The 25972-nt window shown below is 50.0% G+C and carries 20 protein-coding genes and 1 tRNA gene; 5 read left to right on the top strand and 16 right to left on the bottom strand.

Annotated elements, in window-relative coordinates; translation table 11 throughout:
* Nucleotides 1–74: 74 nt before the first annotated feature.
* The 4 genes from ACLBLI_RS02505 to ACLBLI_RS02490 form a co-directional block, all read right to left on the bottom strand.
* Entirely contained in the window at nt 75–2915 is a 2841-nt protein-coding gene (locus ACLBLI_RS02505; protein WP_414829597.1) for an ATP-binding protein, read from the bottom strand.
* Between the two features lie 570 nt (nt 2916–3485).
* On the bottom strand, nt 3486–4784 hold the full coding sequence (locus ACLBLI_RS02500; protein WP_414829596.1) for an adenylosuccinate synthase: 1299 nt from the start codon (nt 4782–4784) through the stop codon (nt 3486–3488).
* A gap of 408 nt (nt 4785–5192) precedes the next feature.
* The gene (locus tag ACLBLI_RS02495) at nt 5193–5378 is read right to left on the bottom strand and encodes a DUF2065 domain-containing protein (protein WP_414829595.1); all 186 of its coding nucleotides are present in this window, start codon (nt 5376–5378) and stop codon (nt 5193–5195) included.
* An 85-nt stretch (nt 5379–5463) separates the two neighbouring features.
* Nucleotides 5464–6627, bottom strand: a complete 1164-nt coding sequence (locus ACLBLI_RS02490) for an aminotransferase class V-fold PLP-dependent enzyme (RefSeq protein ID WP_414829594.1) — start codon at nt 6625–6627, stop codon at nt 5464–5466.
* Between the two features lie 462 nt (nt 6628–7089).
* Between ACLBLI_RS02490 and ACLBLI_RS02485 the strand changes: the two genes are divergently transcribed.
* Nucleotides 7090–7515, top strand: a complete 426-nt coding sequence (locus ACLBLI_RS02485) for a hypothetical protein (RefSeq protein WP_414829593.1) — start codon at nt 7090–7092, stop codon at nt 7513–7515.
* A gap of 162 nt (nt 7516–7677) precedes the next feature.
* Here the strand turns inward: ACLBLI_RS02485 and trxA (ACLBLI_RS02480) are convergent, their stop codons facing one another.
* Nucleotides 7678–8547 (bottom strand): thioredoxin, encoded by an 870-nt coding sequence (gene trxA / locus ACLBLI_RS02480; RefSeq protein WP_414829592.1) that lies wholly within the window; start codon nt 8545–8547, stop codon nt 7678–7680.
* A 215-nt stretch (nt 8548–8762) separates the two neighbouring features.
* Between trxA (ACLBLI_RS02480) and ACLBLI_RS02475 the strand changes: the two genes are divergently transcribed.
* Both ACLBLI_RS02475 and ACLBLI_RS02470 read left to right on the top strand, forming a co-directional pair.
* Nucleotides 8763–9101: an Mpo1-like protein gene (locus tag ACLBLI_RS02475; protein ID WP_414829591.1), complete on the top strand. Its 339-nt coding sequence runs from the start codon at nt 8763–8765 to the stop codon at nt 9099–9101.
* 272 nt (nt 9102–9373) lie between these two features.
* A complete protein-coding gene (locus tag ACLBLI_RS02470; protein ID WP_414829590.1) occupies nt 9374–11431 on the top strand; it encodes a S9 family peptidase in 2058 nt (685 codons plus the stop codon).
* Between the two features lie 173 nt (nt 11432–11604).
* On the opposite strand, the gene sodC is transcribed toward ACLBLI_RS02470, so the two are convergent.
* The 7 genes from sodC to purE all read right to left on the bottom strand — a co-directional run bounded on the left by sodC (nt 11605) and on the right by purE (nt 16540).
* Nucleotides 11605–12111, bottom strand: coding sequence for a superoxide dismutase [Cu-Zn] SodC (gene sodC, locus ACLBLI_RS02465; protein ID WP_414829589.1), 507 nt, complete (start codon nt 12109–12111; stop codon nt 11605–11607).
* A gap of 241 nt (nt 12112–12352) precedes the next feature.
* Nucleotides 12353–13456, bottom strand: coding sequence for a PQQ-dependent sugar dehydrogenase (locus ACLBLI_RS02460; RefSeq protein ID WP_414829588.1), 1104 nt, complete (start codon nt 13454–13456; stop codon nt 12353–12355).
* A gap of 11 nt (nt 13457–13467) precedes the next feature.
* Nucleotides 13468–13941 carry a Dps family protein gene (locus tag ACLBLI_RS02455; RefSeq protein WP_414829587.1) on the bottom strand — a complete coding sequence of 158 codons (474 nt, stop codon included), beginning with the start codon at nt 13939–13941 and terminating at the stop codon, nt 13468–13470.
* Between the two features lie 263 nt (nt 13942–14204).
* The gene (locus tag ACLBLI_RS02450) at nt 14205–14672 is read right to left on the bottom strand and encodes a copper chaperone PCu(A)C (protein ID WP_414829586.1); all 468 of its coding nucleotides are present in this window, start codon (nt 14670–14672) and stop codon (nt 14205–14207) included.
* Nucleotides 14673–14742: 70 nt separating this feature from the next.
* A tRNA-Thr gene (locus tag ACLBLI_RS02445) sits at nt 14743–14818 on the bottom strand.
* Nucleotides 14819–14912: 94 nt separating this feature from the next.
* Nucleotides 14913–16052 (bottom strand): 5-(carboxyamino)imidazole ribonucleotide synthase, encoded by a 1140-nt coding sequence (locus tag ACLBLI_RS02440; protein ID WP_414829585.1) that lies wholly within the window; start codon nt 16050–16052, stop codon nt 14913–14915.
* Complete coding sequence (gene purE, locus ACLBLI_RS02435; RefSeq protein WP_414829584.1) at nt 16052–16540, bottom strand: 5-(carboxyamino)imidazole ribonucleotide mutase; 489 nt, start codon at nt 16538–16540, stop codon at nt 16052–16054. Before purE ends, ACLBLI_RS02440 begins: the two co-directional genes overlap by 1 nt.
* Before the next feature lie 227 nt (nt 16541–16767).
* On the opposite strand from purE, the gene ACLBLI_RS02430 reads away from it, so the two are divergent.
* Entirely contained in the window at nt 16768–17649 is an 882-nt protein-coding gene (locus ACLBLI_RS02430; protein WP_414829583.1) for a LysR family transcriptional regulator, read from the top strand.
* A gap of 43 nt (nt 17650–17692) precedes the next feature.
* Here the strand turns inward: ACLBLI_RS02430 and ACLBLI_RS02425 are convergent, their stop codons facing one another.
* The 4 genes from ACLBLI_RS02425 to trxA (ACLBLI_RS02410) all read right to left on the bottom strand — a co-directional run bounded on the left by ACLBLI_RS02425 (nt 17693) and on the right by trxA (ACLBLI_RS02410) (nt 24587).
* A complete protein-coding gene (locus ACLBLI_RS02425) occupies nt 17693–20488 on the bottom strand; it encodes an ATP-binding protein (RefSeq protein ID WP_414829582.1) in 2796 nt (931 codons plus the stop codon).
* Between the two features lie 21 nt (nt 20489–20509).
* Nucleotides 20510–21799: an amidohydrolase gene (locus tag ACLBLI_RS02420; RefSeq protein WP_414829581.1), complete on the bottom strand. Its 1290-nt coding sequence runs from the start codon at nt 21797–21799 to the stop codon at nt 20510–20512.
* A 411-nt stretch (nt 21800–22210) separates the two neighbouring features.
* The gene (rho, locus tag ACLBLI_RS02415; protein WP_218311760.1) at nt 22211–23476 is read right to left on the bottom strand and encodes a transcription termination factor Rho; all 1266 of its coding nucleotides are present in this window, start codon (nt 23474–23476) and stop codon (nt 22211–22213) included.
* A gap of 784 nt (nt 23477–24260) precedes the next feature.
* A complete protein-coding gene (gene trxA / locus ACLBLI_RS02410) occupies nt 24261–24587 on the bottom strand; it encodes a thioredoxin TrxA (RefSeq protein ID WP_218311758.1) in 327 nt (108 codons plus the stop codon).
* Nucleotides 24588–24687: 100 nt separating this feature from the next.
* On the opposite strand from trxA (ACLBLI_RS02410), the gene rhlB reads away from it, so the two are divergent.
* Complete coding sequence (gene rhlB / locus ACLBLI_RS02405) at nt 24688–25965, top strand: ATP-dependent RNA helicase RhlB (RefSeq protein ID WP_414829580.1); 1278 nt, start codon at nt 24688–24690, stop codon at nt 25963–25965.
* The last annotated feature ends 7 nt before the right edge of the window (nt 25966–25972 follow it).

The following is a 25972-nucleotide window of genomic DNA, read 5'->3' as shown; positions in this document are numbered from 1 at the left end:
CCCAACAGGCTTTCCAGTGCAACACCGCTTATTTAGCTAAAGAAGTAAAAGGATTGCTGCAGGAGGTCCTAAGCTTATCCACACCACTTCATAATAATGTCGCGCATTTCGCGCTCGCGGAAGGGTTTGCCAAGATGATCATTCATGCCGCTGGCAATGGCTTTTTGTTTGTCTTCAACCATGGCGGCGGCGGTCAGTGCAACGATAGGCACGGTGATTCCCGCTTTACGGATTTGTCGCGTGGCTTCATACCCATCCATTACCGGCATCTGAATATCCATTAATACCAATGCATAGGTATTGTCTTTTACCTTATCAACCGCTTGCTTGCCGTTTTCGGCAATATCAGGATGGATACCGATATGCTGCAGCTGCTCACTGATGACAGCCTGATTAATAGCGTTATCCTCTACCAGCAGAACGCGGCCTGAAAGCTCCATTTGACTGGATACCGGCGTTGACACATTTTTCTTCTGGTTTTCCGCCTGATGACGTTCCGCTTTCGTCGCAGGACGGATAGGTACGGTAAACGTCATCGTTGTGCCTTCACCCGGCGTACTCTCAACCTCAAACGTGCCCCCCATTGCGGCTACCAACCGCGAGCTGATTGCCATGCCCAGCCCCGTACCGCCGTATTTGCGGCTGGTAGAGGTATCGGCCTGTGTAAATGCATCAAACAAACTCTCAATCTGCTTGTCAGTCATACCGATTCCGGAATCCTTGACTGTCCAGGTCATCGCGGCATCACTGGCCTCTGTCTGGCCCGGCGTGACAACAACTTCGATTCCTCCGGTGTGCGTAAACTTCACCGCATTACTCACCAGATTCACCAATACCTGATTCAGGCGTAAGGCATCGCCCACATAGTACTTTTCGCATTTGCCGCCAAAACGAAATGTCAGTGTTAGCTGCTTCTCCTGTACCTGCGACCGGAACATGCTATCGAGCTGACGGATAATGTCTGTCAGTGCAAAGACTTCCGTTTCCAGTTCCAGCTTATTCGCCTCGATTTTGGAGAAATCCAGAATGTCGTTAATGATTTGCAGTAACATTTCACCGGATTGGTTGATACGCGTAAACTTCTCATGTGCCTGTGGGCTCACCGCCTGACGACTTCCCAAACTGCTTAGCCCAATAATCGCGTTCATCGGCGTGCGAATTTCATGGCTCATGTTCGCCAGAAATTCACTTTTTGCTTTATTTGATTTTACCGCATTGTCGCGCGCTTCCTGTAACTGCTTTTCTGACTCCATTAAGCGATCGTTGCTTAGTTTCAGATCCCGGGTGCGGGTCTCAACCTGATACTCTACTTCATTGGCATGGCCGGCGAGAATCACGATAAACCATCCCAACAATCCGGTGAAAAGCAAACCGGCTGCCAGCAGCAACTGGACACCCCATGGCTGAAAAATGTAGTCACTCGCGCTAAATTGGATCAACTCCCAGGCGCGGCCACCAACCGGCACAACATGGCGCTCGAATAAGGGGAAATAGTCCGACGACGTATTGTAGCGGTCAGGAGCCAACATCTTTTTCAGTGCCTGTAAGGCGGGCGCTGACATGTTGGAATGATACAGAATGGCTTGATCTTCCGGCGCATCCGGATCCACCAGCGCGATACCGGTGTTATCCAGAATATTTCCGGATAACGTCATCTCCGCCATATCACTTACCCGCAATATCGCCGTTGCATACCCCTCGGACATATAGCTGTCGGTGTTCGATCTGGCTGACTGAGCAGGCAGAAACAGAAGCACGCCGGCTTGCTCATTTTCGCCCTGAATCAACCGGATAGGCAGCGTAGGGAAAACATTCTGCGAAACCCTTGCCGTTTGCAGGGCCATGCCGCGGGTTGACTGGGAGTTTGCAACGAACCCCAGGGCCTCACGATTACGTTCAAATGGCGCGATGTAGCTGACCACTACGTGCACAGGCCGGGGTTGTACCGGTTTAACTCTGCCTTCTTCATCCCGTTCATTTACGACAAAGTCGCTGACAAGCTTACTATCGCGATATCGCTCCTGCATATGCGACTGGAACCCATCAAGTTCTTCGTCAAGGATCCTGGCGTTCCAAGACAATCCATGCAAAATTGGATTGCGTTGCACCAGTTCTTCGCTAAACACATCAAACTCGTCAGGCTGTAATTCTTTATGCGAACCTACAAAACCTGCGGTACTGTGAAGGATATTGATAACGTTACTTATCTCGCTTTTAAGCGATTGTGCCATCATTACGGCATTGTCAGAGAACGCTTTATGCTGTTTGTTTTTCTCCATTTGTGTAGCCAGCCACGACAGGCTCAGAACACCCAGTGTGATCCCAATGAGTGACAGTAATACCAGTTTTGGCTTTTGATGTGACACCGACATCGTTTTTGGAAACAATACCAGCAACCAGGGAAACAGAAAGATGACCCCAATGGCATCTCCCGCCCACCAGTTTACCCAGCTAATGAATAGCTCGCTGAGGCTAATTAAACCGTAATGCCACAACAACAGGCAGCTGACGGAAGCACAAATTATCGTGCTGAGTAACGCTCCCAGCAAAACGAAAGTAACCACATTTGAAGAGCGGTGATAAGCAAACGGGAATCCTATGGTTTTCTTTATCAGTGCGCTGCCTACGAAGGCCTGCAAGCAGGCTCCGGCACTCATCAGGAATGGAAGAAGATACTCGACGCGCCAGTCACCAGCGCCTTCCAGAGTATTAACGTTGAGTGCAAAAGCGCCCAGTAATATCCCTGCAAGTCCAGTGCGCCCAAACAATAATGCAGCCGCAAGCGCTATACCGGCCGCTGGCCAGATGATAGCGGCGAACCCCGGAGGCATAGCAACTTTCTGACCTACAATACCCAGTACAAAATAAAGCGCGGCAGTCAGAAACAGAATTCGAGCGTGCTTGGTGATAGTCATAGCGGTACTGCATTAAGGTTGCTGACCGAACACAGTGCAAAGGCAGATATACACCCCGCTATTGTGATGACGGAAACACTGTCAGCGCGGTCGGTGTGGCCTCGCCGCAGGGGTTGGGCGATATCAGCGTCTGAAGAAGCAAACCGTGGCGTCCTGCGATGTTGCTTCGTTAGAGAATTATCAACAGACCACCGTATTCCACTTGTAGTGCGTCTGGACAGAAACGCTCCTGTCAGCATTTGCCTGAACACGAATTGTTTAGCGCCAGCTTATTATTGAACTGCATGCTTTCATACTAAAACATTTTCTTCCTGAAAAGCCACACTATTCTGCCATGCCAGTGGCGGCTCTGGCGCTTTCTCTGTCCCTGTGTAAAGTCGTGTAGTGATTTGGGCAACAGGGAGCATACGCAAACCAACATCGTTCATTCCCCAACCGCTAACGCAGCCGGCCAGTCTTTCACAACAGGTATTCCAGGTTGCAGTGTGCGCAGCGGAAAATAAACGCCAGATTCAGAAACAACACAGCCTGCAAAAGCAGGCTGTGGATAATCTTTGAATAAATTGTGTGTTATGCGTCGTAAGGATGACGTAATACAATGGTTTCGTTGCGATCCGGGCCGGTAGAAATGATATCCACAGGAACTCCGGTAATATGCTCCAAACGCATGATGTAGTTCTTTGCGGCTTGTGGCAAATCCTCGTAACGAGTGATGCCGAAGGTGTTATCAGACCAGCCGGGCATTTCTTCATAAACCGGCGTTACCAGGTCATAACCGTCAGCCGCCATTGGCGGTACGTCTTTCACATTGCCCTGTGCGTCTTTGTACCCTGTACAAATCTGCAACGTGTCCAGGCCATCCAGCACATCCAGCTTAGTCAGGCAGAACCCTGTAATTGAGTTAATCTGAACAGCACGCTTCATCGCTACCGCATCAAACCAGCCAGTACGACGCTTACGCCCCGTAGTGGCGCCAAACTCGTGCCCTTTCACGCCCAAATGCTCGCCCACATCACAATCCAGCTCGGTAGGGAATGGCCCTGAGCCCACGCGCGTGGTGTACGCTTTCACAATGCCCAACACGTAGTCCAGTTTCAGCGGGCCGAAACCGGCGCCCGTTGCCACCCCACCGACAGTGGTATTTGAAGAGGTTACATACGGGTAAGTACCGTGGTCAATATCAAGCAGCGTACCCTGCGCGCCTTCAAACATGATTGGCAAGCCTGCTTTATGCGCTTTATCCAGCTCGTCAGTCACGTCCACAACCATGGCTTTAAGAATGTCTGCTACAGCCAGCGCTTTTTTCAATGTCTCGTCGAAATCGACCGGCTCTTCTTTGTAGTACTGCGTCAGCGTGAAATTGTGGATATCCAGAACTTCTTTGAGCTTCACTGCGAAATCGTCAGCATTAAACAAGTCGCCTACGCGAAGGCCTCGGCGCGATACTTTATCTTCATATGCCGGGCCGATACCACGTCCAGTCGTACCAATCGCTTTCTTGCCGCGGGCTTTTTCGCGAGCGACGTCAAGTGCGATGTGATAAGGCAGAATAAGTGGACAGGCTTCGCTGATTTTCAGGCGTTCTCTCACCGGCACGCCACGCTCTTCCAGCATGTTGATTTCGGTCATTAAGGCGTCCGGGCTCAACACTACACCATTACCGATGATGCAGGTGACATTGTTCCGAAGAATACCCGATGGGATTAAATGAAGGACGGTCTTTTCGCCGTCAATTACCAGCGTGTGACCGGCATTATGGCCGCCCTGATAACGGACCACATATTTAGCGCGATCAGTGAGAAGATCAACAACCTTACCTTTACCCTCGTCACCCCATTGAGTGCCGAGTACCACAACGTTCTTTGCCATGAATCAAATGCGTAAAAAAATTAGGCGTGGATTCTATCAAAAATCACCTGTGGTGATCATCTCTTTTATGCGCAAAAAGGCAGCACTCAGAACATTTTTCCCGCATTTCAATGAATTTCAGCGTGTTAGCTGGCAGCGCTGCTTTGCTCGACAGTTTCACTGATCAACCAGATACCACTGATACACTGTTTGTTTAGTGCCGGATTACCTGCTGTATGTTTGCCCACTCGATGAGTGCGTATTGGCATAGCTTGCCAGAAACCCCAGGTGAGACCTTATGAGCCAAGTGCCAGTCAAATGCACTGCCGGTTTACTCGCCGCGTGAGTCAAAGCGAGGGCAGCAAAGCCGGTGTATTAATTATACGGCGGATGGTACCCGGTTATCGCCGCCGCACCACCACTTCGCGGTCAGCGCACCAGGTAAAACAGGCTCACGACACCCACAATCACCAGGACACCGCCAATCTGCCGAAGGTGGTTGGTTGGCTGCTGACTGATTTGCAGCAGGTACAGGCGCCAGCGCTCCGGAAACAACAATGGTCCGATTCCCTCGATTATTAACACCATCGCCAGTGCCTGCCAAAGCCACTCCATATTTACTCCTTACCCTGTTTCATGGTTTTGCCTTCTTTACAGCCGGTACTGTGCTTTGACGGTAGTCCGGCGGCTTTTCGCTGATTTATTTGCACTGCGCCAGCGCACTGATATCAATATCCTGTGGATCGTGGTACATCGCAAACCCAAACCGCAGGCGGTTATCCCGATAGTCGGTAAGCATATTGTGTGTTTTCAGCTGTGAGGCAATGCGGGAAGTGGTGTCTGCATCAGGCAGCTCAAACGTAAGAAAATGCCCCCGCGATGCCGCGTCTTTCACCAGTAATTGTTGTCGGTTAAGTAGAGGGTGCCCAAGTTTATCCAGTTGATTCAGAAAAGCGTCCTGCACGGCCATAACATGCGCATCTATTCTGTCGACGGTTATACCCTCGTCTGCGAATAAGTCCATAACCGCCCGCAACCGATACAGTGCAGAAAAATCCATGGTCGCGCCGGCAAAGCGCATCCCATCCTCGCTGTACTGTACTTCTCCGGCACGGGGCTTATCCAGCGCACCGAATTCTGCAAACCAGCCGGTATACAGTGGCCTTAACCTGCAGCCGCGCGGCACATGGGCAAAACACACACCTTCTCCGCCCTGGGCGTACTTATAGCCACCAGCGAGATAGAAAATCCGTGACTCTAACTCACGAATATCCAGTGGTTTCGCCATAAAGTGATGGTAGCCGTCAATAATCACAATGGTGTCGCTGTCGGCAACGGCGTCGACAATGCGGTTGATGTCCTTGACGACAAACCCGGAATTAAAAAAGACATGGCTGAGAAAAACCACGTCATACTGTCCGTCGTCAATGGCTGCAACGAAGCGATCGGTAAAAGAAGCGAAAGGCTGCGCAGCTACAGTATTCACAGTCACATTATCCAGCTCAGCCAGACGATTTGCCTGACGGAAAAAACTATGAAATTCACTGTCTGTGGAAAGTATCCGCAGCGTACGACGCCAGTCCTTGCAACTGAGAATACGAAAGAGCAGTTCGTGGGTGTTGGAAGCGAACACAATTTGCTCTGGGCATGTGGTATTCAACAAGCCACTGATGTGTTGCTGTAACTGAGGCACACAGGTTTCAAAAAAGTGCCCCCATTTATCATCGACCCATCGTGCGCTGTCATCCCAGTATTGCAACATGGCATCGCGGGTAACATCTGGCCAGAAATAATGACTGTGTGGCGAAAAATGCTGTTTCGCGCCATTTTCTTTTAAAAAGCGCTGATAGTACTGCTTGAACATGTACGATGATTCCTATGACGGCAAGACAGGAGGACTGTAGCAAAAAATGCCCGGCTCTGTAGTTTCCTGTGACAGATTATATCGCTTCAGGAACTGGTCAGCAGAGTTTACACCAGAGGTGCGATATTGCAGATCATCGCTCGTTGCCGATCTTTGAACGGGAGGCTCACCGTGACGCATTCGTAATCAGGTCATCCCCGCTACTGAGTAACACAGTAAAACAACTACGACCAGTGGAATTAACCTGATCTGGTGCCAATATATTTGCTATATACAATAAGACACCTGACAAAAATACTTCTTTGACTGATGTTTACTCACGTAACAGAGAGTGGATGAAAAGACCTTTATACGTTGCCAGCCCTGGGGATAACGTTACCGGTTGATGCCGTTGTCGTGATCCTGTTAGCGGTTATGCTGGCATGCGCAAATACCAGTCAAATAGGTATCAAGGAGATGCAGGTGAAATTCCCAAAATACGGGCATTATGCGCTGGATTTTTCCGGTAATGTCATGGAAGTATTCGCGACGGGTGCCTGGAATCTGAATACTGCCGAGGCGATGGCGCTTGATATGAAAGAGCTGGTGCGGCGCATTGACAACAACCCCTGGGCAGCCCTGATGGATGGCCGGAGATGGGTGCTGTCCACACCCGACTGCCAGAAATGCCTGTCTGAAACCATCAAAAACAATATTAAAAACGGACTGAAACGCTCCGCCTATGTGTTAGACGCCGGCATGGTCAAAAAAGCACAACTGGAGCGCACCCACCCGGCAGAAGACAATGAGCTGGCAAAGTTCGATTACCGCCGGGAATATTTCACCACATACTTTGACGCGCTGAACTGGCTGCATCAGGAGGGCTACTCTCCCTTTCCAAATACATAAGCACAGGTGAGACTGGCCAGAAACTCACATTTTATTGCCATAGGTAGCTCTAAATACCAGCGGTGTGTTTACACACCGCGACAAAGGCGAATGGTAGTCTGGGCGCGCGGACGCGGCTTCCGGGAAACAGGCTGGCCTGCAGTTCGCGGCCATCACCTGATATTAGTACAGTAAACCGTAGACCTTTCTGCGATATTCGGATTTCAGCGGATCGCCATCGGCAAGGGCATTCACCATATCCAGCATCAGCTTTCGCGCGTCACCGAAGTTCAGATCTTTTTTCAACACGGTGTAGAGTAACTCCAGCGCCTCATCCGCCTTATGTGCCTGTTGTAACTGTACGGCAAGGTCAATTTTATACTGCAGGTTATCCGGCTCATTAGCAACGGCCTCTTGCAGTTGCTTGATTTCCGGCGTTTCTGCCGCCTGTTCAGCCAACTCAATCTTACCGTTAAGTGCCTGATAGCGGCTGTCCTGATCGACCAGTTTAATCGTCGCCAATTGCTCTTTAGCCTGAGACACTGAACCGGTCTCGATTAAGCAGTCGATGTACAGATATTTCGCATCAATATTGTCCGGGTTAATATCCACCGCTTGTTTTACAATCGGAAACGCCGCCTGATAGTCTCCTGCGGCAGCCAGCTGTGCGGCTTCCTGGAGCGCATCGTCTTCCGGATTTGGCAGATATTTTGCCAACATTTCGCGGATTTGTGCTTCCGGCTGCACTCCGGCAAAACCATCGACAGGCTGACCATCTTTCACCAGCATGACGGTGGGCAGGCTTCTTATGCCAAATTGCCCGGCGACTTCCTGTTGCGCATCACAATCAACTTTCGCCAAGATCATATGTTCACTGTACTCGCCCGCCAGTTTTTCCAGAATTGGCATCAAGTCTTTACAGGGCTCACACCAGTCAGCCCAGAAATCGATCATCACCAGCTTTTCCTGAGAATCCTGCAAGATCACTTGCTGGAAATTTTCGACGGTGATATCCACCACCGTTGCGGTGTTAGTTGCGACTAAGTTATCCATCGTTTTTGCCTGTTAAACTGCGTTGTGGGTTATATGGGGCGGTTAGCAAATATTACAAGGTGACGCTATGAGTATCACAGGTTCACGTCTGCCGTAAACTGTAGCAAATTGGCGCGACGTTAAAATAGTGTTAATGTGATGCGCAACTGTTGTCTGTGGGTATAACATTGACGCACACGGGACCAGTTACCACCGATATTTACGCGGAGAGGATAATGAGCACACCCGACAATCAGGTTCACAAGCACCAGGAACCCTTTACCCGTTTTGCTGATTTTTATCCGTATTACCTGCAGGAGCACTCGCACCCTACCTGTCGCCTGCTTCATTTTATCGGCTCCTGGCTGGTACTTGCCGTAATCGGGATTGCCATCGTCACACAAATGTGGATGCTGTTATGGCTGCTACCGGTTATTGGTTACGGTTTTGCCTGGGTAGGCCATTTTTTCTTTGAAAAGAATAGGCCCGCTACCTTCAGCTATCCGCTTTATAGTCTGATGGGCGACTGGGTTATGTTTAAAGATATCCTTACCGGAAAAGTCTCGCTGCGATAACGGCGTTACTGGCTTATCAGGCTTTCGCGCCTGCATAATAACCGGGCCTTAGACCTGATCGTTGCGGCTCCCGTTGTCGTAGGTAGCCGAATATCAATTTGCATATGAATGTTCGCGGTTAGTCAGTTAGCTACCTTGTCGGCAAGGCCGGCTGGCCAATGCTTTGGAGGTGTGCGCACAGCGCACATCAGACTGCGTCGCAGTTATGGTGAGCATGCGAAATTCCAGTGCGAAGGGTTAGCAAAAAAATAAACAATCATAAAGGGAAGCACATGCTAGCAATAAGAAAAGTCTCTCTGGCGCTTGCGCTGTTGACTGGTGCAACCGCAGCCCATGCGGACGTATCATCACTACCGGATACGCTGTCCTATCAGGACACATTTAATCTTGAATACCCTGCCTCTCCGTTCTTTCTGTCGGATGGCAGCACCGTAGTTTACGAGCGTCGAAGCATGGACGTTATGCAGGACCGTACTCACTCATCTCTGTGGCAGGTAGACCTGAAAAGCCAGTCTCACCGCCCGTTACTGGCAAATAATGCCAATGTCCGCCAGGCTGTGCTTTCCGACGATGGCAGTAAACTCGCGTACATCTCAGACCAAGGCGGCTCGGCGCAGCTGTATGTGCGTTACATGGACTCTGGCCAGTCAGCCAGACTCACCAATCTGTCTCATTCTCCTGGCAGTCTGACCTGGTCTCACGATGGACGCCATATTGCGTTTACCCTGTTTACACCAGCCAGTCAGCCGCCGTTGTTTAAAGACATGCCGAAAAAGCCAAGTGGTGCTAACTGGGCTGAGCCTGCGACTTTCATTGAAAAGACACGGTATCGTTCAGATGGTGCGGGTTATCTACCGGATGGTTATCAGCAAATCTATATATTGCCAGTCAGTGGCGGGACGCCGCGACAATTAACCACCGGCAACTTTCCCAATGGTGGAAGCCTTTCCTTCAGTAAAGATGATCAATGGATTTACTTCGCTGCAGATCGCGCTGAGGATTACGCGTTACGTCCATTGGGAGGTGATATTTTCCGTGTTAATACTCAGTCAGCAGCCATTGAGCAGATCACCGATATTGCTGGTCCTGAGTATGCCCCTTCGCTTAGCCCTGATGGCAAGTGGCTGGCATTTGTGCAGCTTAACGACCGCAAATTGTCTTACCAGACCGGCGATATCATGATCATGCATACCGAATCCGGTAAAACCCGGCGATTAACCTCGTCACTGGATCGCAATATCGGTGGCTTTGTCTGGGCAGATGATAGCGACAGCCTGGTTTTCTCGTACCTGGACGAAGGCAACAATCGACTTGCCCGCGTCGACCTTGACGGCGACATCGATAAACTGGATATCGCTATTGGTGGTCAGTCTATGGGTCGCCCTTACACATCCGGAGAGTTCGCACTAAGTAAAAAGGGTGATATCGCGTTTACCACAGCGACGATGACAACCCCCGCTGATCTGGCGCTATATACTCGTCGTGGCAAAACCACCACATTAACAGACCTGAATTCCGACGCGCTGGGTCACCTGAAGCTGGCACAGGTTGAAGCGATCAAGGTAACGTCGAGTGTGGATGAGCGTAACATTGATGCCTGGGTTGCCTTGCCGCCTGATTTTGACAGCAGCAAGCGTTACCCGATGATCCTTGAGATCCACGGTGGTCCACACGCTGCCTATGGCCCACACTTCTCTATGGAAGTGCAGCTCATGGCCGCCAAAGGTTATGTGGTTGTCTGGTCAAATCCTCGCGGCAGTTCCTCGTACGGTGAAGACTTCGGTAACCTGATCCACCACAACTATCCGTCTGAAGATTATAACGACCTGATGGACGTGGTGGATGCAGTCATTGCCAAAGGCTACGTTGATACCAAAAACCTGTTCATCACCGGTGGTTCCGGGGGCGGCGTGCTGACGGCATGGTCAGTGGGCAAAACAGACCGGTTTGCTGCGGCGGTAGTTGCCAAGCCCGTTATTAACTGGGTGAGTTTCGCACTGACGGCAGATGCGTATCCTTACTTCAGTCAGTACTGGATGGAAGCTATGCCGTGGGAAGTGGCCGACAAGCTGTGGGATCGCAGCCCGCTGTCACTGGTTGGCAATGTAAAGACCCCTACTATGCTATTAACCGGTGAGTCGGATTACCGCACTCCTATAAGCGAATCAGAGCAATTTTATCAGGCGCTGCGATTACAGGGCGTTGATGCCGCCATGGTTCGCATTCCAGGAGCACCTCACGGTATTGCGTCCAGACCTTCACGACTGATCCAGAAAGTAGGTAATATTCTGGCCTGGTTTGAGCGATACAAAACGACGGCTGAGAAGTAGCCGACTCGGGCGTAATAGTGCAAGTGTGTAGCGCATAAAAATGCCGGGTGTTTACCCGGCTTTTTTTATGAACGTCGCGCAGACTTTTGCTATCAGGCTGGAATCCGCTATTTACTCACATGACAGTACCTGATTTCGAGCTGTCTGAGGTGTAGCGTTTTTCTCTAATAATTTCAGCGGATAATACCGCACAATACTCGCGGTCCGCCGCCACCCAGCTTTTTGGGATTATCTGAGTAATTATCCCCGCCTTCATGCACCATTAACGCTCGCCCCTGAATATCACTCATGCTCAATCGGGGGGCCAGCACAGGATGTGTTGCATCACCTTGCTTTCCAACATACAGCAACGGCAGATCGCCCATATGTGCATCAGCATCCCATGGATATCCGTGATTCCCCGTTTTCTTAGGATCATAATGGCTGCCAGCAGCACCTGCCGGAACGCTTTCTCCGTCTTTCACACTGCTCTCACAAGATGGATTTTCATGCACATGAAAGCCATGACCACCCGGTTTAAGCCCGGTCAGCGCGGGCGTAAATACCAGACCATAATCAGACTCACTGACAACGACGGTGCCCATCGGCTCACCGGTATTGGCATCTGTCATATCAATCGTAGTGGCCAGTGCCGATGCACTGCAAATGCCAAGAAGTAATGAAGCTAATTGCTTTTTCATAATCAATCCCTATGGTTAATCGCTTACAATTTGGTAGTTTTACTGAGCGCGACGGGATCACTGAAAATGCAGGTTTAATGTTGTCTATCTGCAAGGGGGCTGGCTTCAACGATGCCGGAACTGGCGCGAACGCAAGTCAGGTTTGCACCGGGGATAGAGACTACAATCTTGTGTGTCAGCAAACGAAAACGCGGCACTCTGGCCGCGTTTTCTAGTTTACGTATCTCTGCAGTTAACCAGATTAGTTTGCCGGAGACACCTTTAACAGCTTGCCGTTCGGGGCATCTGTCAGCAGGTAGATAAACCCATCTGGACCGACTTCCACGTCACGGATCCGCTCGCTACGATTACGCAGGTATTCATGCTGTGTTTTGGGCGTATCACCCTCCATGTCGACGCGACGCAGGTGTGTAAACTTCAGTGATCCAACCAGCAAGTCTCCCTCCCACGCTTTGAAAGGCTCACCGTAATAAAACGTCATACCGCTTGGCGCGATCGAAGGGTCCCAGTAAAGCACCGGCTGCACCATCCCTTCCATCTCTGTTTTGTCAGAAATAATCTCGCCGCTGTAATCGATACCATAGGTGATTTCAGGCCAGCCATAGTTGGCGCCGGCTTCCAGTAAGTTAACTTCGTCCCCGCCTTTTGGTCCGTGTTCCATTGCCCACACCGCCTTCGTTTGCGGGTGCACGGTGATGCCCTGAACATTACGATGTCCGTAAGAATAAACTTCCGGTGCGCCGCCGTCAGTAAACGGGTTGGATTCGGGCACACTGCCATCGGCATGAATTCTTACTATTTTACCGAAGTGGTTATCAGTGTTTTGCGCCTCATCCATGTACTTGTACCGATCGCCGAGCGTGATAAACAAATACCCTTCGCTATCGAAAGCCAGACGACAACCGAAATGGAATCCGTTATTTACCAGCGGTGCCGCTGTGAAAATCGTTTTCGCATCGGCTATTTCGCCGTCTTTCAGCGTCGCTTTGGTTACGCTGCTACTGCTGCCGCCTTCGCCGGGTTTGCTGTAGCAGAAATAGATAGTGCTATTGGAGGCGAAGTCGGGATCTACAGCAACATCCAGCATGCCGCCCTGATTTACCGCAGCCACATCAGGTACGTTTTTCAGTCGTTCACTCAGACCTTCGCCCGGCGTGAACACACGAAGTCCACCGGCTCGCTCACTTACCAGAATGTTACCATTTGGCATAAACGCCATCCCCCACGGGTGGGTTAACCCCTCTGCCAAGGTTTCAACATTCAGTTCAACATCCTCAGCAGACGCTGCGGTTGCTACAAATAAAGAGGCCGCGGCAATTGCCGCAGCCTTTAACTTATTAGCCATTGTTATCTCACTTAGTTGGGCAACATCGCACGAAGCATCCACGCGGTTTTCTCATGCACACGCATACGATCAGAAACCAGTGCAGCGGTAGACTCATCATCAGCGTCCTGCGCCAGTTTCAGCGCTTCGCGGCTGGTTTTCACTACCTGCTCATGGCCATGGGTTAACAGACGGACCATTTCGGTTGCTTCCGGTACACCTTCCACTTCTTCAATGGAACTCAGTTCTGAAAACGATTTGTAGGTGCCGGGAGCTGCAATTCCGAGCGTTCGGATCCGCTCCGCAATTTCATCCACCGCCTCAGCCAGCTCGGTGTAGTGCTCTTCAAACATCAAGTGCAGATCCCGAAACTGCGGCCCTGTCACGTTCCAGTGAAAATTGTGGGTTTGCAGATACAGGGTGTAAGAGTCAGCCAGTAACTTTTTCAGACCTTCTGCAATCTCAGAACGGTCCCCTTCGGAAATACCAATATCAATCTTCGTCATCGCTTACTCCTTTATTAAGTTGTCGCGAACAGATTAGAAATTAAATATGTAATCTATATTTTTGATACTAAATCCTCAGGGATTTGGATTAGTTCACTGCAAAATTCCTTCCCTGAGCCACAGCCATGCTGATAAAAACTCAGCATTAATCAGTGAAAACGGAAACGTCCGGGCACTCGCTGCAAAAAGCACATTCAGCGCCGAACTTCCTTATTGTTAACAGTCACGTCAGATGAAAATGCTTTTTGCGCATTCTCGCCGCATTAATGATGATGGTGGTGATTTGATTCTTTATCAATGGGTTTTACCGCGGCATTCACCGCAATAGTCTCGCCATTTGCCATCTTCAGGGTTAAAGCGACGCTATCGCCCTCTGATAAACCATGTCGTAGTCCCATCAGCATGATATGGTAACTGCCTGGCTCAAAGCTGACCGACTGCCCTGCAGCAATCGGAACGCCCTCTGTGACTTGACGCATTTGCATCATCTCACCGCGCATTTCCGTGGTGTGAATCTGGGCTTCATCTGCAATCTCATCGACTACCGATACCGCACTCAGGGTACGTGTCGTCTCCCCATTATTTTCAATGGTAAGGTAAACAGCGCCCGATTGGGCCATGGGGAACGTCGCTCGGGCGAACGGATCGGATATCACCAGGTCAGCCTGAGCATACGCAAGCGAAGACACCGAAAAGCCCAGAACGGCAAATAATAACTGTCTGAAAGACATACTGTTACTCCGAAAGAAACTCACGATTATCTTACGGTAGTCTATGACGGGATAAAAGAAGAAATAGAAATGGTGCCGACTGCCGGAATCGAACTGGCGACCTACTGATTACAAGTCAGTTGCTCTACCAACTGAGCTAAGTCGGCACACTAAGGTGACTCACTGAAACGACATTGCCGCAAGGGCACTGCGTGACAGCGGATGCGTATTTTAGTCATCCGCTGCATGTTGTCAAGCGAATTAAACGTGTTTGAGGCGCTGCGCTTCGTTACCCAGTTTAGGGAAAAACTCAACCGGCACGTACGATGACAAGGTCTGTAACTTATCGCCGAGCTCTGCGTAAGACTGAGCTGTAACGTTGATATGACCCATTTTACGCTTCTCTCTTACCGACTTGCCGTACCAATGCAAATGGCAACCGGCAATACTCAGCAGGTCGCGAGAGAAACTACTGCAGCCTATGATATTAACCATCGCCGCCGGTCCCCGTGCTCGGGTATCCCCCAAAGGCAAGCCGCACACAGCACGCAAATGATTTTCAAACTGACTGGTGTCACTGCCGGTTAAGGTCCAGTGACCGGAGTTGTGTACTCGCGGTGCCAGTTCGTTGACCAGCAACGTATCACCGCACTGAAACAACTCGACGGCAAGCACGCCTACGTATTTCATGCCTTCAGCAAGGGTCGTGAAAATCTTTTCTGCGTCGGCCTGAAGTTGCTCACTCACGTTTGTTGCTGGCGCCACAGACACATGCAACTGCCCCTGATGGTGCAGGTTTTCTGCCAGCGGATACACTTTGATTTCACCCGACTTACTGCGAATACCAATAACAGAGAGTTCCCGGTCGAAGTTAAGCATTTGCTCTACTACCAGCGGCACCGTCTCTAAATCAAGTGCAGACAAGTTACGTTTCAGCTCATCAAGCTTAGAGGCATCGGTCAGACGCCATTGACCATAGCCATCGTAGCCATCGCGACTGGCCTTAAGGATTAGCCTTTCTCCCAGCGCCGATACGCACTCGTCAAGCTGGTCCAGTTGGGTCACAACACGGTGTGCGCAATTAGGCACGCTGACAGATTCCAGCAGGCGCTTTTCGCGTACCCGGTCTGCGCCTACTAACACAGATTCAATGCCGGGCATTAACTTTCCTGAGCGCGCAGCCTCTTCCAGTAAACGCTCTGGGACGTGCTCAAACTCTACGGTAAGCGCGTCTGCGGCATCTATGGCGTGTGCCAGTGTGATGTCTAATGGCTGCTTGGTAACCGGGTTTACCACCGAATCATTGGTCACATCTACGGCCTGAACATCAATGCCAAGCGGACAGCCTGCCAAATACATCATTTGCGCCAGCTGGCCGGCACCATAAACGAGTACCTGCATCAGTCGAGCTCCAGCTTGCTGCTGGCAAGCACCTTATCGGTCTGCGACTGACGAAATGCGATCACCGCGTCACGCACTTTTTCATCACTCAGTGCCACTACCTGAGCGGCAAGCAAGCCCGCATTGGCAGCACCGGCTTCGCCGATTGCCAGTGTGCCAACGGCAACGCCTTTAGGCATTTGCACAATGGACAACAACGAATCCAGGCCACTCAGCGCACGAGATTTTACCGGACAACCAAATACGGGCAGATGGGTATGTGCGGCGACCATTCCAGGCAAATGCGCGGCGCCACCTGCGCCTGCAATAATGGCGCTGAAACCGTTTTCTGCTGCGCTCTCGGCGAACTCGACAAGTAAATTCGGGGTACGGTGTGCAGACACAACTTTGGCTTCAAATTCTACGCCAAATGCCTTAAGCATTTTGGCCGCTTCCTGCATGGTAGGCCAATCTGATGTAGACCCCATAACAATCGCAACTTTTGCCATCTACAAATCCTCAACGGTTAGATGTTTGACTCACCCGGCTGGCCCGCCCCTGATGGGGCTCTGGCGTCAGGCCCTGCCTTCTGGAAAAGCCGGCGATTGTAGCGCAATTTCCCATCAAATCCCATAGCTTCGCAGCGTTTACAGTCCCCCTGTGATAAACTTGACGTTGCGATAATATAAAATAGTATCTATACCTATTTACTAAAATAAATAAAAAAAGACGCTGTATGAACGCCATCACTTTTCGCCTGTTAGAAGTATTTCAGCATGTGGTAGATACCGGTTCGGTCACCGCAGCATCTGTTGAACTCGGCCTGTCTCAACCCACTGTTTCTTTGCAGTTGAAGAAATTGAGTTCGATAGTAGGTATGCCACTTCTGGAATATCGGCAAGGTAAGGCTACAATGACCGACGCAGGCATCGCAGTTTATCGTTGTGCGCAGGAAGTGCTGACCTCGCAACAAAAACTCAATAGCCAGATTCAGGCACTGCAGGGTCTTGAAGTTGGCTCGCTGAAGCTGGCGGTGGTTACTACAGCGAAGTACATTATTCCTCCCCTTCTCAGCCCGTTCTGTAAAGCTCACCCCAATATTGATGTGCGCTTCACCGTGGGAAACCGCGAAAAAATTGTCGACCGTCTGGCGCGTAATCAGGACGACCTGTATATATTCAGTCTGCCACCAAGCAATCCGGAGCTGGCCTGTACGCCGTTCAAAGAAAACCGGTTGCAAGTCATTGCTCCACCAGACTATGACGGCCCTGATGATTGCGATCTCAAAGCCTTACAAAGTAAGAAATTCCTGCTACGGGAAACCGGAAGCGGCACCCGGCGCGCCGTTGATGACTTTTGTCATAAGCACGATTTTCATTTTGATAATGTCATGGTAATTGAAAGCAACGAAGCCATACGCCTGGCGGTATCTTCCGGTCTTGGCCTGGCAATTGTTTCTGAACATACGCTGGCGCAGGTGCCAAAAGAGACTGTCAGGGTGCTGAAGGTAGAGGGTTTTCCGCTGATAACCCATTGGCAGGCGGTCACGATAACGTCGCGTCCACTAAGCCTGGCGTCGAAAGCCTTTCTGGAATCACTCACGCAGCCTGATGCGTAATAGGCGTATGGTCAGATTTCGGGGGAAGGGGTGACGGCATTATTCAGTTAGCATCAAGGTATTGTGAAATCACCGCAAAAAGGCGGGTTTTACGGATAGGTTTGCTGAGGTGCGCGTTCATGCCAGCAGACAAACATGCCTGTTGATCGTCATAAAACGCGTTAGCGGTTAGTGCGATTACCGGAATGGTTTTAACACCATCCTCTCGCCTGCGTATTTCTCTGGTGGCGGCAAATCCATCCATAACCGGCATCTGACAATCCATCAACACAAGATCAAAATGCATGCGGGACAGCGCTTCTAACGCCTGCTCACCGTTGCGCGCGCGCAAACACTTTACCTGTTCAGAAGCCAGCATCTCCATTACAATTTCTGCATTAATATCATTGTCTTCTACCAGCAGAATGCGGGAATCCGCTGGCAACGGCGATAAATGCTCCTCGTCGGATACTATGCCATTATGGCTCTTTTCAAATGGGATAGTGACGGTAAATGTCGTCCCCGATCCTACGGAGCTGGTAACCTGAATATCGCCACGCATAAGCTCAACCAGCCTTTTTGTGATTGCCAGGCCCAACCCGGTTCCGCCATATATTCGCGTGGTAGAAGCATCGGTCTGCTCAAACTGATCGAATATGCTCTCATGTTTTTCGGGCGCGATCCCCACGCCAGAGTCGGTTACCGATAGGTGCAGCTCATCATTTTCAAATGACGCCTCAACATCCACGTCCCCGTTATCGGTAAACTTCACCGCGTTACTCAACAAGTTATTCAGAATCTGGCTTAGTTTGGCGGCATCCCCGTAGACAGCTTCGGGAAGACTGCCTTGCAAGTGCAACCTGAGGTCGACGCCTTTTTGCTTTGCCGTCTGATAATGCAGGTGACAACATGCCTCAATCACCGAGGACAATGACATGGGATGATGATCCATCGTCATTTTTCCTGCTTCAATTTTAGACCAGTCCAGAATGCTGTTTAATATATGAAGCAGGTTATTCGCAGAGGCCGCAATGACACCAACTTGCCGCGCAATCTCTGAATTCAGTGGCTTATCCAATAAGTTTTCGCAGGTACCAATAATGCCATTCATTGGCGTCCTGATTTCATGAGACATATTGGCCAAAAACTGTGTCTTGGCGACATTGGCCGCTTCGGCTTTATCCAGGGCAATGGTGAGTGAGCGCGTTTTGTCTTCAATACGCTCTTCTAATGAGGTATTCAACAGTCCCAACTCGATATTCAGACGATGCTGCTCTTCCCGTGAGGCATCCAGGGCCTGAAATGCCTGCACCAGACGTTGCTGCAGAGACTCAAACTCTTCATTCAGTGCTGTAATTTCCTGAAGCTGTAACCCGGCATCCCGGGTCATTTTCTTCATGCTTGCGGAAGGATCAAATTCTGTAAAATGCCGGATAAGCCGTATTATCGGCTTCTCAACCAGCCGGGCTACCAGTTGCCCTACCAGCACGCCAAATAAAGCGAGCAATAGCAATACCACTAATGCCAGTAGCAGATATTCACTGGTAACGTTGATAAAACGTTTAACGTCATAGTAAAGGTGTACGCGCCACCCGATATCCGTAATGGGAGAGACTTCAGAAAGCCAGGAGATATCGTTCAGCGAAACCGTATCCTCACAGTCCACGCATGTCCTGTGATTCACCAGAGACAAAGTCTCAATGCCTAATGAAGGCGATGCATACACGGCACGTGATGCGGTGTCGGTAATTAGCAGCGAAAAACCTTCCATGTTTTGTTTATCAAAGGAGGCAAACGTATCCAGCGATAGAGACCCTTCAACAATGCCTGTATGTTCGCCTTTATCCGTGGTTATTGGTGCCGACAACGCCACGATAGGATCATTACCAAAGCCTCGGCCACGAAACGCATCTGACTTGTACGCCACGCCAGCGTTCATTGGCACAATAAAATAGCTTCGCTCAGCAACATTGGTAAACCCGTTCTCGCGAGCCTTTTCCAGCAGGTTTTCGGGATGTGCGTGTGTGATTTCTCCGCGGCTGTCGGTAATCAGAAAAGTTAAAAACTGTGGATTTGTTATCGCGAGGTTATCGAGGTGACGTTGCGACAAACGATCTCGCTGCTCCTCGCTTAGCGCGTCCAGGCTGGACAGGTTCGCCGCGCTGTTAATGATGGCGTTGTGATGAACGGTAAGAAAACTATTCAGTTGCTCTGAAAGCACCATAGTTCGCTGCGTCATGTAATTGGTTATACGGTCAGAAGTTTGCGACTGAAACACGCCAACATAAAAATAAATCACCAGCAGCAACAACATAAAAAACGTACTGGCAAAAAAGTAACTAAACAGCGATTCGATGCGCATCACCTCGTCACTTTTTGCTCTGCCGTAAAGGCTGAACCCGACATACACAAAATGGCCGGCCAAGAGAGAGAACATGCCACTTAACCAGGTAACCATGGCGGCGGTAACGATAATCACCGGCTCTGCGGGAAAGCGAAGATAGTATTCCACCAGCAGCGGAGGGATAAGGATCGCAGACCAGTAATACATCCCTGTCTTTAATACTCTGAAAGTATCGCCCCGGTTGCTGAGCAGGGCAATCATCAGTGGTAACAGCGCCAGACCCACTTCGTCCACGACTGCGGACTGAGTCAGAAAGACGGGTAGACTGATGATCGCAAGTGAAGGAATGACAATGCGAAGTGGATAGGCCAGAGCGATAAACACCGCAGGCGCAAAACCAAAGGCAATTGTGCCTTCAGTCTGAAATGGTGCCGGCAGCATATTCAGGCCGGCACCAACAAGACATAACAACAGAAGAGAGAACGCGTTTTTTCCGCTGATTAGCTGACGTTTCACGATGCTCTCTTCATAACGACACTAGTTGTTCTTCATGTAGTCTAGTGTCAGGTTGGTTAAAAGCTCGACCCCTAGCTTCATACCCGAGTCATCTACGTAGAACTCAGGTGTGTGATGGGCGGGAGACTCTTCCTCTGGCACATCCAAAGGTTTTCCGCCAACCCACATATAAAGGCCCGGAATTTTTTCCTGGAAGAAAGAAAAGTCTTCTGCGCCGGTTACCGGCTTTGTCAGAATGGTATTTTCTTCGCCGGCCGTACGTTTAACAGTAGGCAGCATCTGCGCGGTCAGCTCGGGATCGTTATAGGTAATCGGATAATAGTAATCCAGCGGCAAAGTCAGCTCAGCTTCCGCCCCCATACTGTCAGCGATACCTTTCACTTTACGTGGCAACGTTTCATAGATGTGATCGCGGGCCGCCTTATTCAGGGTGCGAATAGTGCCCACCATTTCGACCTTTTCAGGAATAATATTGGAGCGGTTGCCACCGTGGATAGAGCCCACCGACACTACCGCAGCGTCATCAATCAGTTTGAGCTCACGACTAACAATAGTTTGTAAGCTCATAATCATTTGCGCGGCAGTTACCACAGGGTCGACACTTTTCCACGGATAAGCGCCATGTGCCTGCTTACCGTGGATAACAATTTTAAACGGGTCAACGGCCGCCATGGTGCCACCCGCGTTATAACTGACAGTTCCCACGTCTGAATTGGCGCTAATGTGCAGACCAAAAATCACATCGACATCAGGGTTTTTCAGCACACCTTCTTTCACCATGATTTCCGCCCCACCTTTTTCACCGGCAGGTGCCCCTTCTTCCGCTGGCTGGAAGATAAACTTCACTTTGCCGCGCAGCTCAGATTTCATTTCGGTCAGAATTTTTGCTGCGCCCATTAACATGGCCATATGCGTATCATGACCACAAGCATGCATTACCGGAACTTCCTGACCGTTATACTCGCCCATCTGCGTTGAGCGATATGGCAAATCGTTCTCTTCTTTTACCGGTAAGCCATCCATATCCGCCCGCAGGGCCACAACCGGGCCTGGCTTGCCGCTGTCGAGCACCGCCACTACGCCAGTGCGGGCAACGCCGGTTGTGACCTCTAAATCCAGTGAACGCAAAAATTTCTCAATATATTTTGCGGTGTTGAATTCACGATTAGAAAGTTCAGGGAACTCGTGAAAATGATGGCGCCATTTAATAACGTCGGCCTCAACTGCTTCGACTTTTTTCTCAACGTCGGTTTGTGCAACACAGACAGCAGCGAACACACCGAATCCTGCAGCAGCAAGCTTTCTATACATAGTTACATCCTTTCTTGTCATTTTTGGTAGTGGTCAACACCCCAGCATACTAGCAACCAGTCCAAAACTGAATTACGGTTATTCGGTCCTGCAAGATGTTGTTCGCATAAACACCTGCTCATACAGTAAAACAAAAGGGTATCGCTGAGAATTAGACAGAAGTTTGAACTTAAAACAGCATGGCCCCGGAAATTAGTGGGGTGTTGCAGTTACAGGTGAGGTCGTCTGCGTGTATCTGGAAGATAGCATGAGCAGCTTTAACAGGGACGTGGCTCGTTTCTGCCTGCGCGTTGCTGCATCGAAGGGATACAGGTTTGTAAAAAAGCTGGCGGTTACCCTCTGTATCCAGCTTTCAGACATAAAAAAACGCGCCGGCTTGGGCGCGTTTTAGGTGTCTTAGAAACACGTTGATCAGCTTTTCTGGCGTTTCATCGCGTCGAAAAACTCGTCGTTAGTTTTCGTCATAGACAACTTGTTGATCAGGAATTCCATGGCGTCAATTTCTGACATTTCATGCACAATCTTGCGCAGGATCCACATCTTCTGCAGTTCACCCTCAGATGTCAGCAACTCTTCACGACGTGTGCCGGAACGGTTGAAGTCAATCGCAGGGAAAACACGCTTCTCAGCAATCTTGCGGTTCAGATGCAACTCCATGTTACCGGTACCTTTAAACTCTTCATAGATAACTTCATCCATTTTAGAGCCGGTATCGATAAGCGCGGTGGCGATGATGGTCAGGCTGCCGCCTTCTTCCACGTTACGCGCCGCACCGAAAAAACGCTTCGGTTTGTGCAGGGCGTTAGCGTCTACACCACCTGTCAGTACCTTACCTGATGAAGGAATGACTGTGTTATAAGCACGTGCCAGACGCGTAATAGAATCCAGTAGGATCACTACATCTTTCTTGTGCTCTACCAGACGCTTGGCCTTCTCGATAACCATTTCGGCTACCTGAACGTGGCGGCTGGCAGGCTCATCAAAGGTTGAGGCTACCACTTCTCCACGCACCAGACGGTGCATTTCAGTCACCTCTTCCGGACGTTCGTCAATCAGCAATACCATCAACTCACATTCAGGGTGGTTGGCAGCGATCGATTGCGCGATGTTTTGCAGCAACAGCGTTTTACCGGCCTTCGGCGGTGCCACTATCAAACCACGTTGTCCGCGGCCAATGGGTGACGCCAGATCCAGAACCCGTGCGGTAATATCCTCAGAAGATCCATTCCCACGTTCCATACGCAAACGTGACTCTGCGTGCAGTGGGGTAAGGTTTTCGAAAAGGATTTTGGTGCGGGAGTTTTCTGGTTTGTCGAAGTTGACTTCGCGGATTTTCAGAAGGGCAAAATAACGTTCACTGTCTTTTGGTGGTCGTATCTTGCCGCTTATCGTATCACCGGTGCGCAGATTGAATCGACGAATCTGGCTGGGTGAGACGTAGATATCATCCGGGCCTGCCAAGTAAGACGAATCCGCCGAACGAAGGAAGCCAAAACCATCCTGAAGAATTTCCAGGACGCCGTCGCCGAAAATATCTTCACCGCTTTTTGCGTGAGCTTTCAGGATAGAGAAAATGATGTCTTGTTTTCTGGCTCGCGCCATATTTTCCAGGCCCATTTCCTCGGCCAGGCCAACCAGCTCGCTGATTGGTTTGTTCTTTAGTTCAGTTAAATTCATACTGGTGGGTCTTTGTGCTTGAACTTCGCTTACAGGACTTTTGGTCACTACGTTTTCTTTAGAATAGAGTTAAATTATGCCCGGATGTGGGCTAAGCAGAACGCTGCTCAGATGAGAGCTTTTAGAACGTTAGCACCATAACCCGAGTACGTCCAGCCTTTTAACCCAAGATGTTAAAAAAAGTTAAACAACACCGTATAAAGCGGCGTGTTAATGCAATATCAGATATCTACGCGATAATACACCTTGCCAGTATCGCACATTCCGCCCCCCGGCGCGCAGAACATATTGCCCTTTGGCAGCCACCCTCTGATTTGATTGCCACGGCCTCTGAAGCCGGGCGGGCTGTGCTCAGGGTACGGTAATCGTAAGTGTGAGCAAAACATTCGAAGCAGGTGTTATCATCAGTGTGCCTAAGCAACGCAAAGCATCCTTCCATATCTGCCTACGGTGACCGTTTTCATTAGCCCTGGCAACCTCTCCCGCCACATAATACGCGTCGCTTTTTGACTCACCATGTCCTTAATGGGTATACGCATGTTGGAATGGCGCGAAATGACAACCGGAGTATAGCTGCAATTCGCCAGATGTGGTAACGGGTCAGCCATTAAGCTCAGACATGTTAAGTGAGTCAGGCCTGACTGCTGCAATCGCATAAACGTCGCTTGCGGGAAATAAGCAGTATAGAGCGCGAATGCGGGATGAGAATTGCAGTTAATTGATGCAAGCACAAAAAAGCCCGGCAAACGTTTCCGCTGCCGGGCTTTTCCTCTGAATCGAAACCTTACAGGTTTTCGTTCAGAAATTCTGTTAGTTGCGTTTTCGATAAGGCGCCAACTTTGGTCGCTGCAACATTACCGCCTTTGAAAAGCAGCAGAGTAGGAATGCCACGAATACCGTATTTTGGCGGCGTTTCGTTATTTTCATCGACATTCAACTTACCAACTGTTAACTTGCCATCGAATTCGCTCGCAATTTCTTCCAGAATTGGTGCGATCATTTTACATGGGCCGCACCACTCAGCCCAGAAGTCAACCAGCACAGGACCGTCGGCATTGATAACATCTGCTTCGAACTTATCGTCAGTTAACTGGATAATTTTGTCGCTCATTCTTTTCTCCATGATTGGTCTGTCGCTGATTTGTCTCAGCTCTACCATAAGTGTTATATAGAAACTGTTTTTTAATGCAAGCACTGATAAGCTATAAGCTATGCAAACAACTCATTTAACTGATACTCACTTTTCTGATTTGCCGATTAACCCTAAGGTCATTGATGCCCTGAAGGCGGCGAATTTCTCTCATTGTACACCTATTCAGGCGTTGTCTCTGCCCCCGTTGCTGGATGGCCTTGATATTGCGGGCCAGGCACAAACCGGGACCGGCAAAACCATCGCATTCCTGGTTGCTACATTTCATTACCTGCTTAGCAAAGCAGATAATGACGAAACCAGCAAATCGAAAGGACCACGTGCCATTATTATGGCACCTACCCGCGAACTTGCGGTGCAGATTTACAATGACGCAGAGCTACTTAGTAAGCACACCGGCATATCGCTTGGGTTGATTTATGGGGGCGAAGGCTACCAAAGTCAACGGGAAGTGCTCGAACAAGGGGTGGATATTATTATCGGTACGACAGGCCGCATCCTGGACTACTACAAACAGAACGTATTCACGCTCAATAACATTCAGGTAGCTGTGTTAGATGAAGCCGACCGTATGTTTGACCTGGGCTTCATTAAAGATATTCGTTACCTTTTCCGCCGTATGCCGCCTGCTGAGCAGCGTCTGAGTATGCTGTTTTCTGCTACGCTTAGTTACCGCGTACAGGAACTGGCCTATGAGCACATGAACAATCCGACCCATGTGCAGGTAGAACCTCAGCAAAAAACCGCCAGCCGCGTAAAAGAAGAACTGTTCTATCCGTCAGATGACGACAAAATGTTACTGTTGCTGACGTTGCTGGAAGAAGAATGGCCAGATAAAGCCATTGTTTTTGCTAATACCAAGTCGGGCTGCGAGCGCGTTACCGACTGGCTGGCCGCGGATGGCCACCGTGTAGGTATGCTTAGCGGTGATGTACCACAGAAAAAACGTCTGGGTATATTAGAAGATTTCACCAAAGGGAATCTGGATGTGCTGGTTGCCACTGACGTTGCAGCCCGCGGACTGCATATCGATTTGGTTACCCATGTGTTCAACTTCGACCTGCCGGATGACGCGGAAGACTACGTTCACCGCATTGGCCGGACTGGCCGTGCCGGACAAAGCGGACATGCCATCAGCTTTGCCTGCGAGAAGTATGCACTGAATCTGCCGGACATCGAAAAATATATTCAACACCCTATTCCGGTAACCGATTATGATAAATCGGCATTACTGGATGATGTGAAACCGCCAAGACAGCGTCGTCGCCGTACACCGAACAATCGCAACACGCAACGCCGTGGTCGTGGCAGAGGCAAGCCCAATAACCGTAACAGCTAGTACGTCT

Source organism: Alteromonas sp. H39, from assembly GCF_047556435.1.
Lineage (GTDB): Bacteria > Pseudomonadota > Gammaproteobacteria > Enterobacterales > Alteromonadaceae > Alteromonas.
Note: the sequence above shows the minus strand (reverse complement) of the source record. Positions and strands in the feature narration are given on the sequence as shown.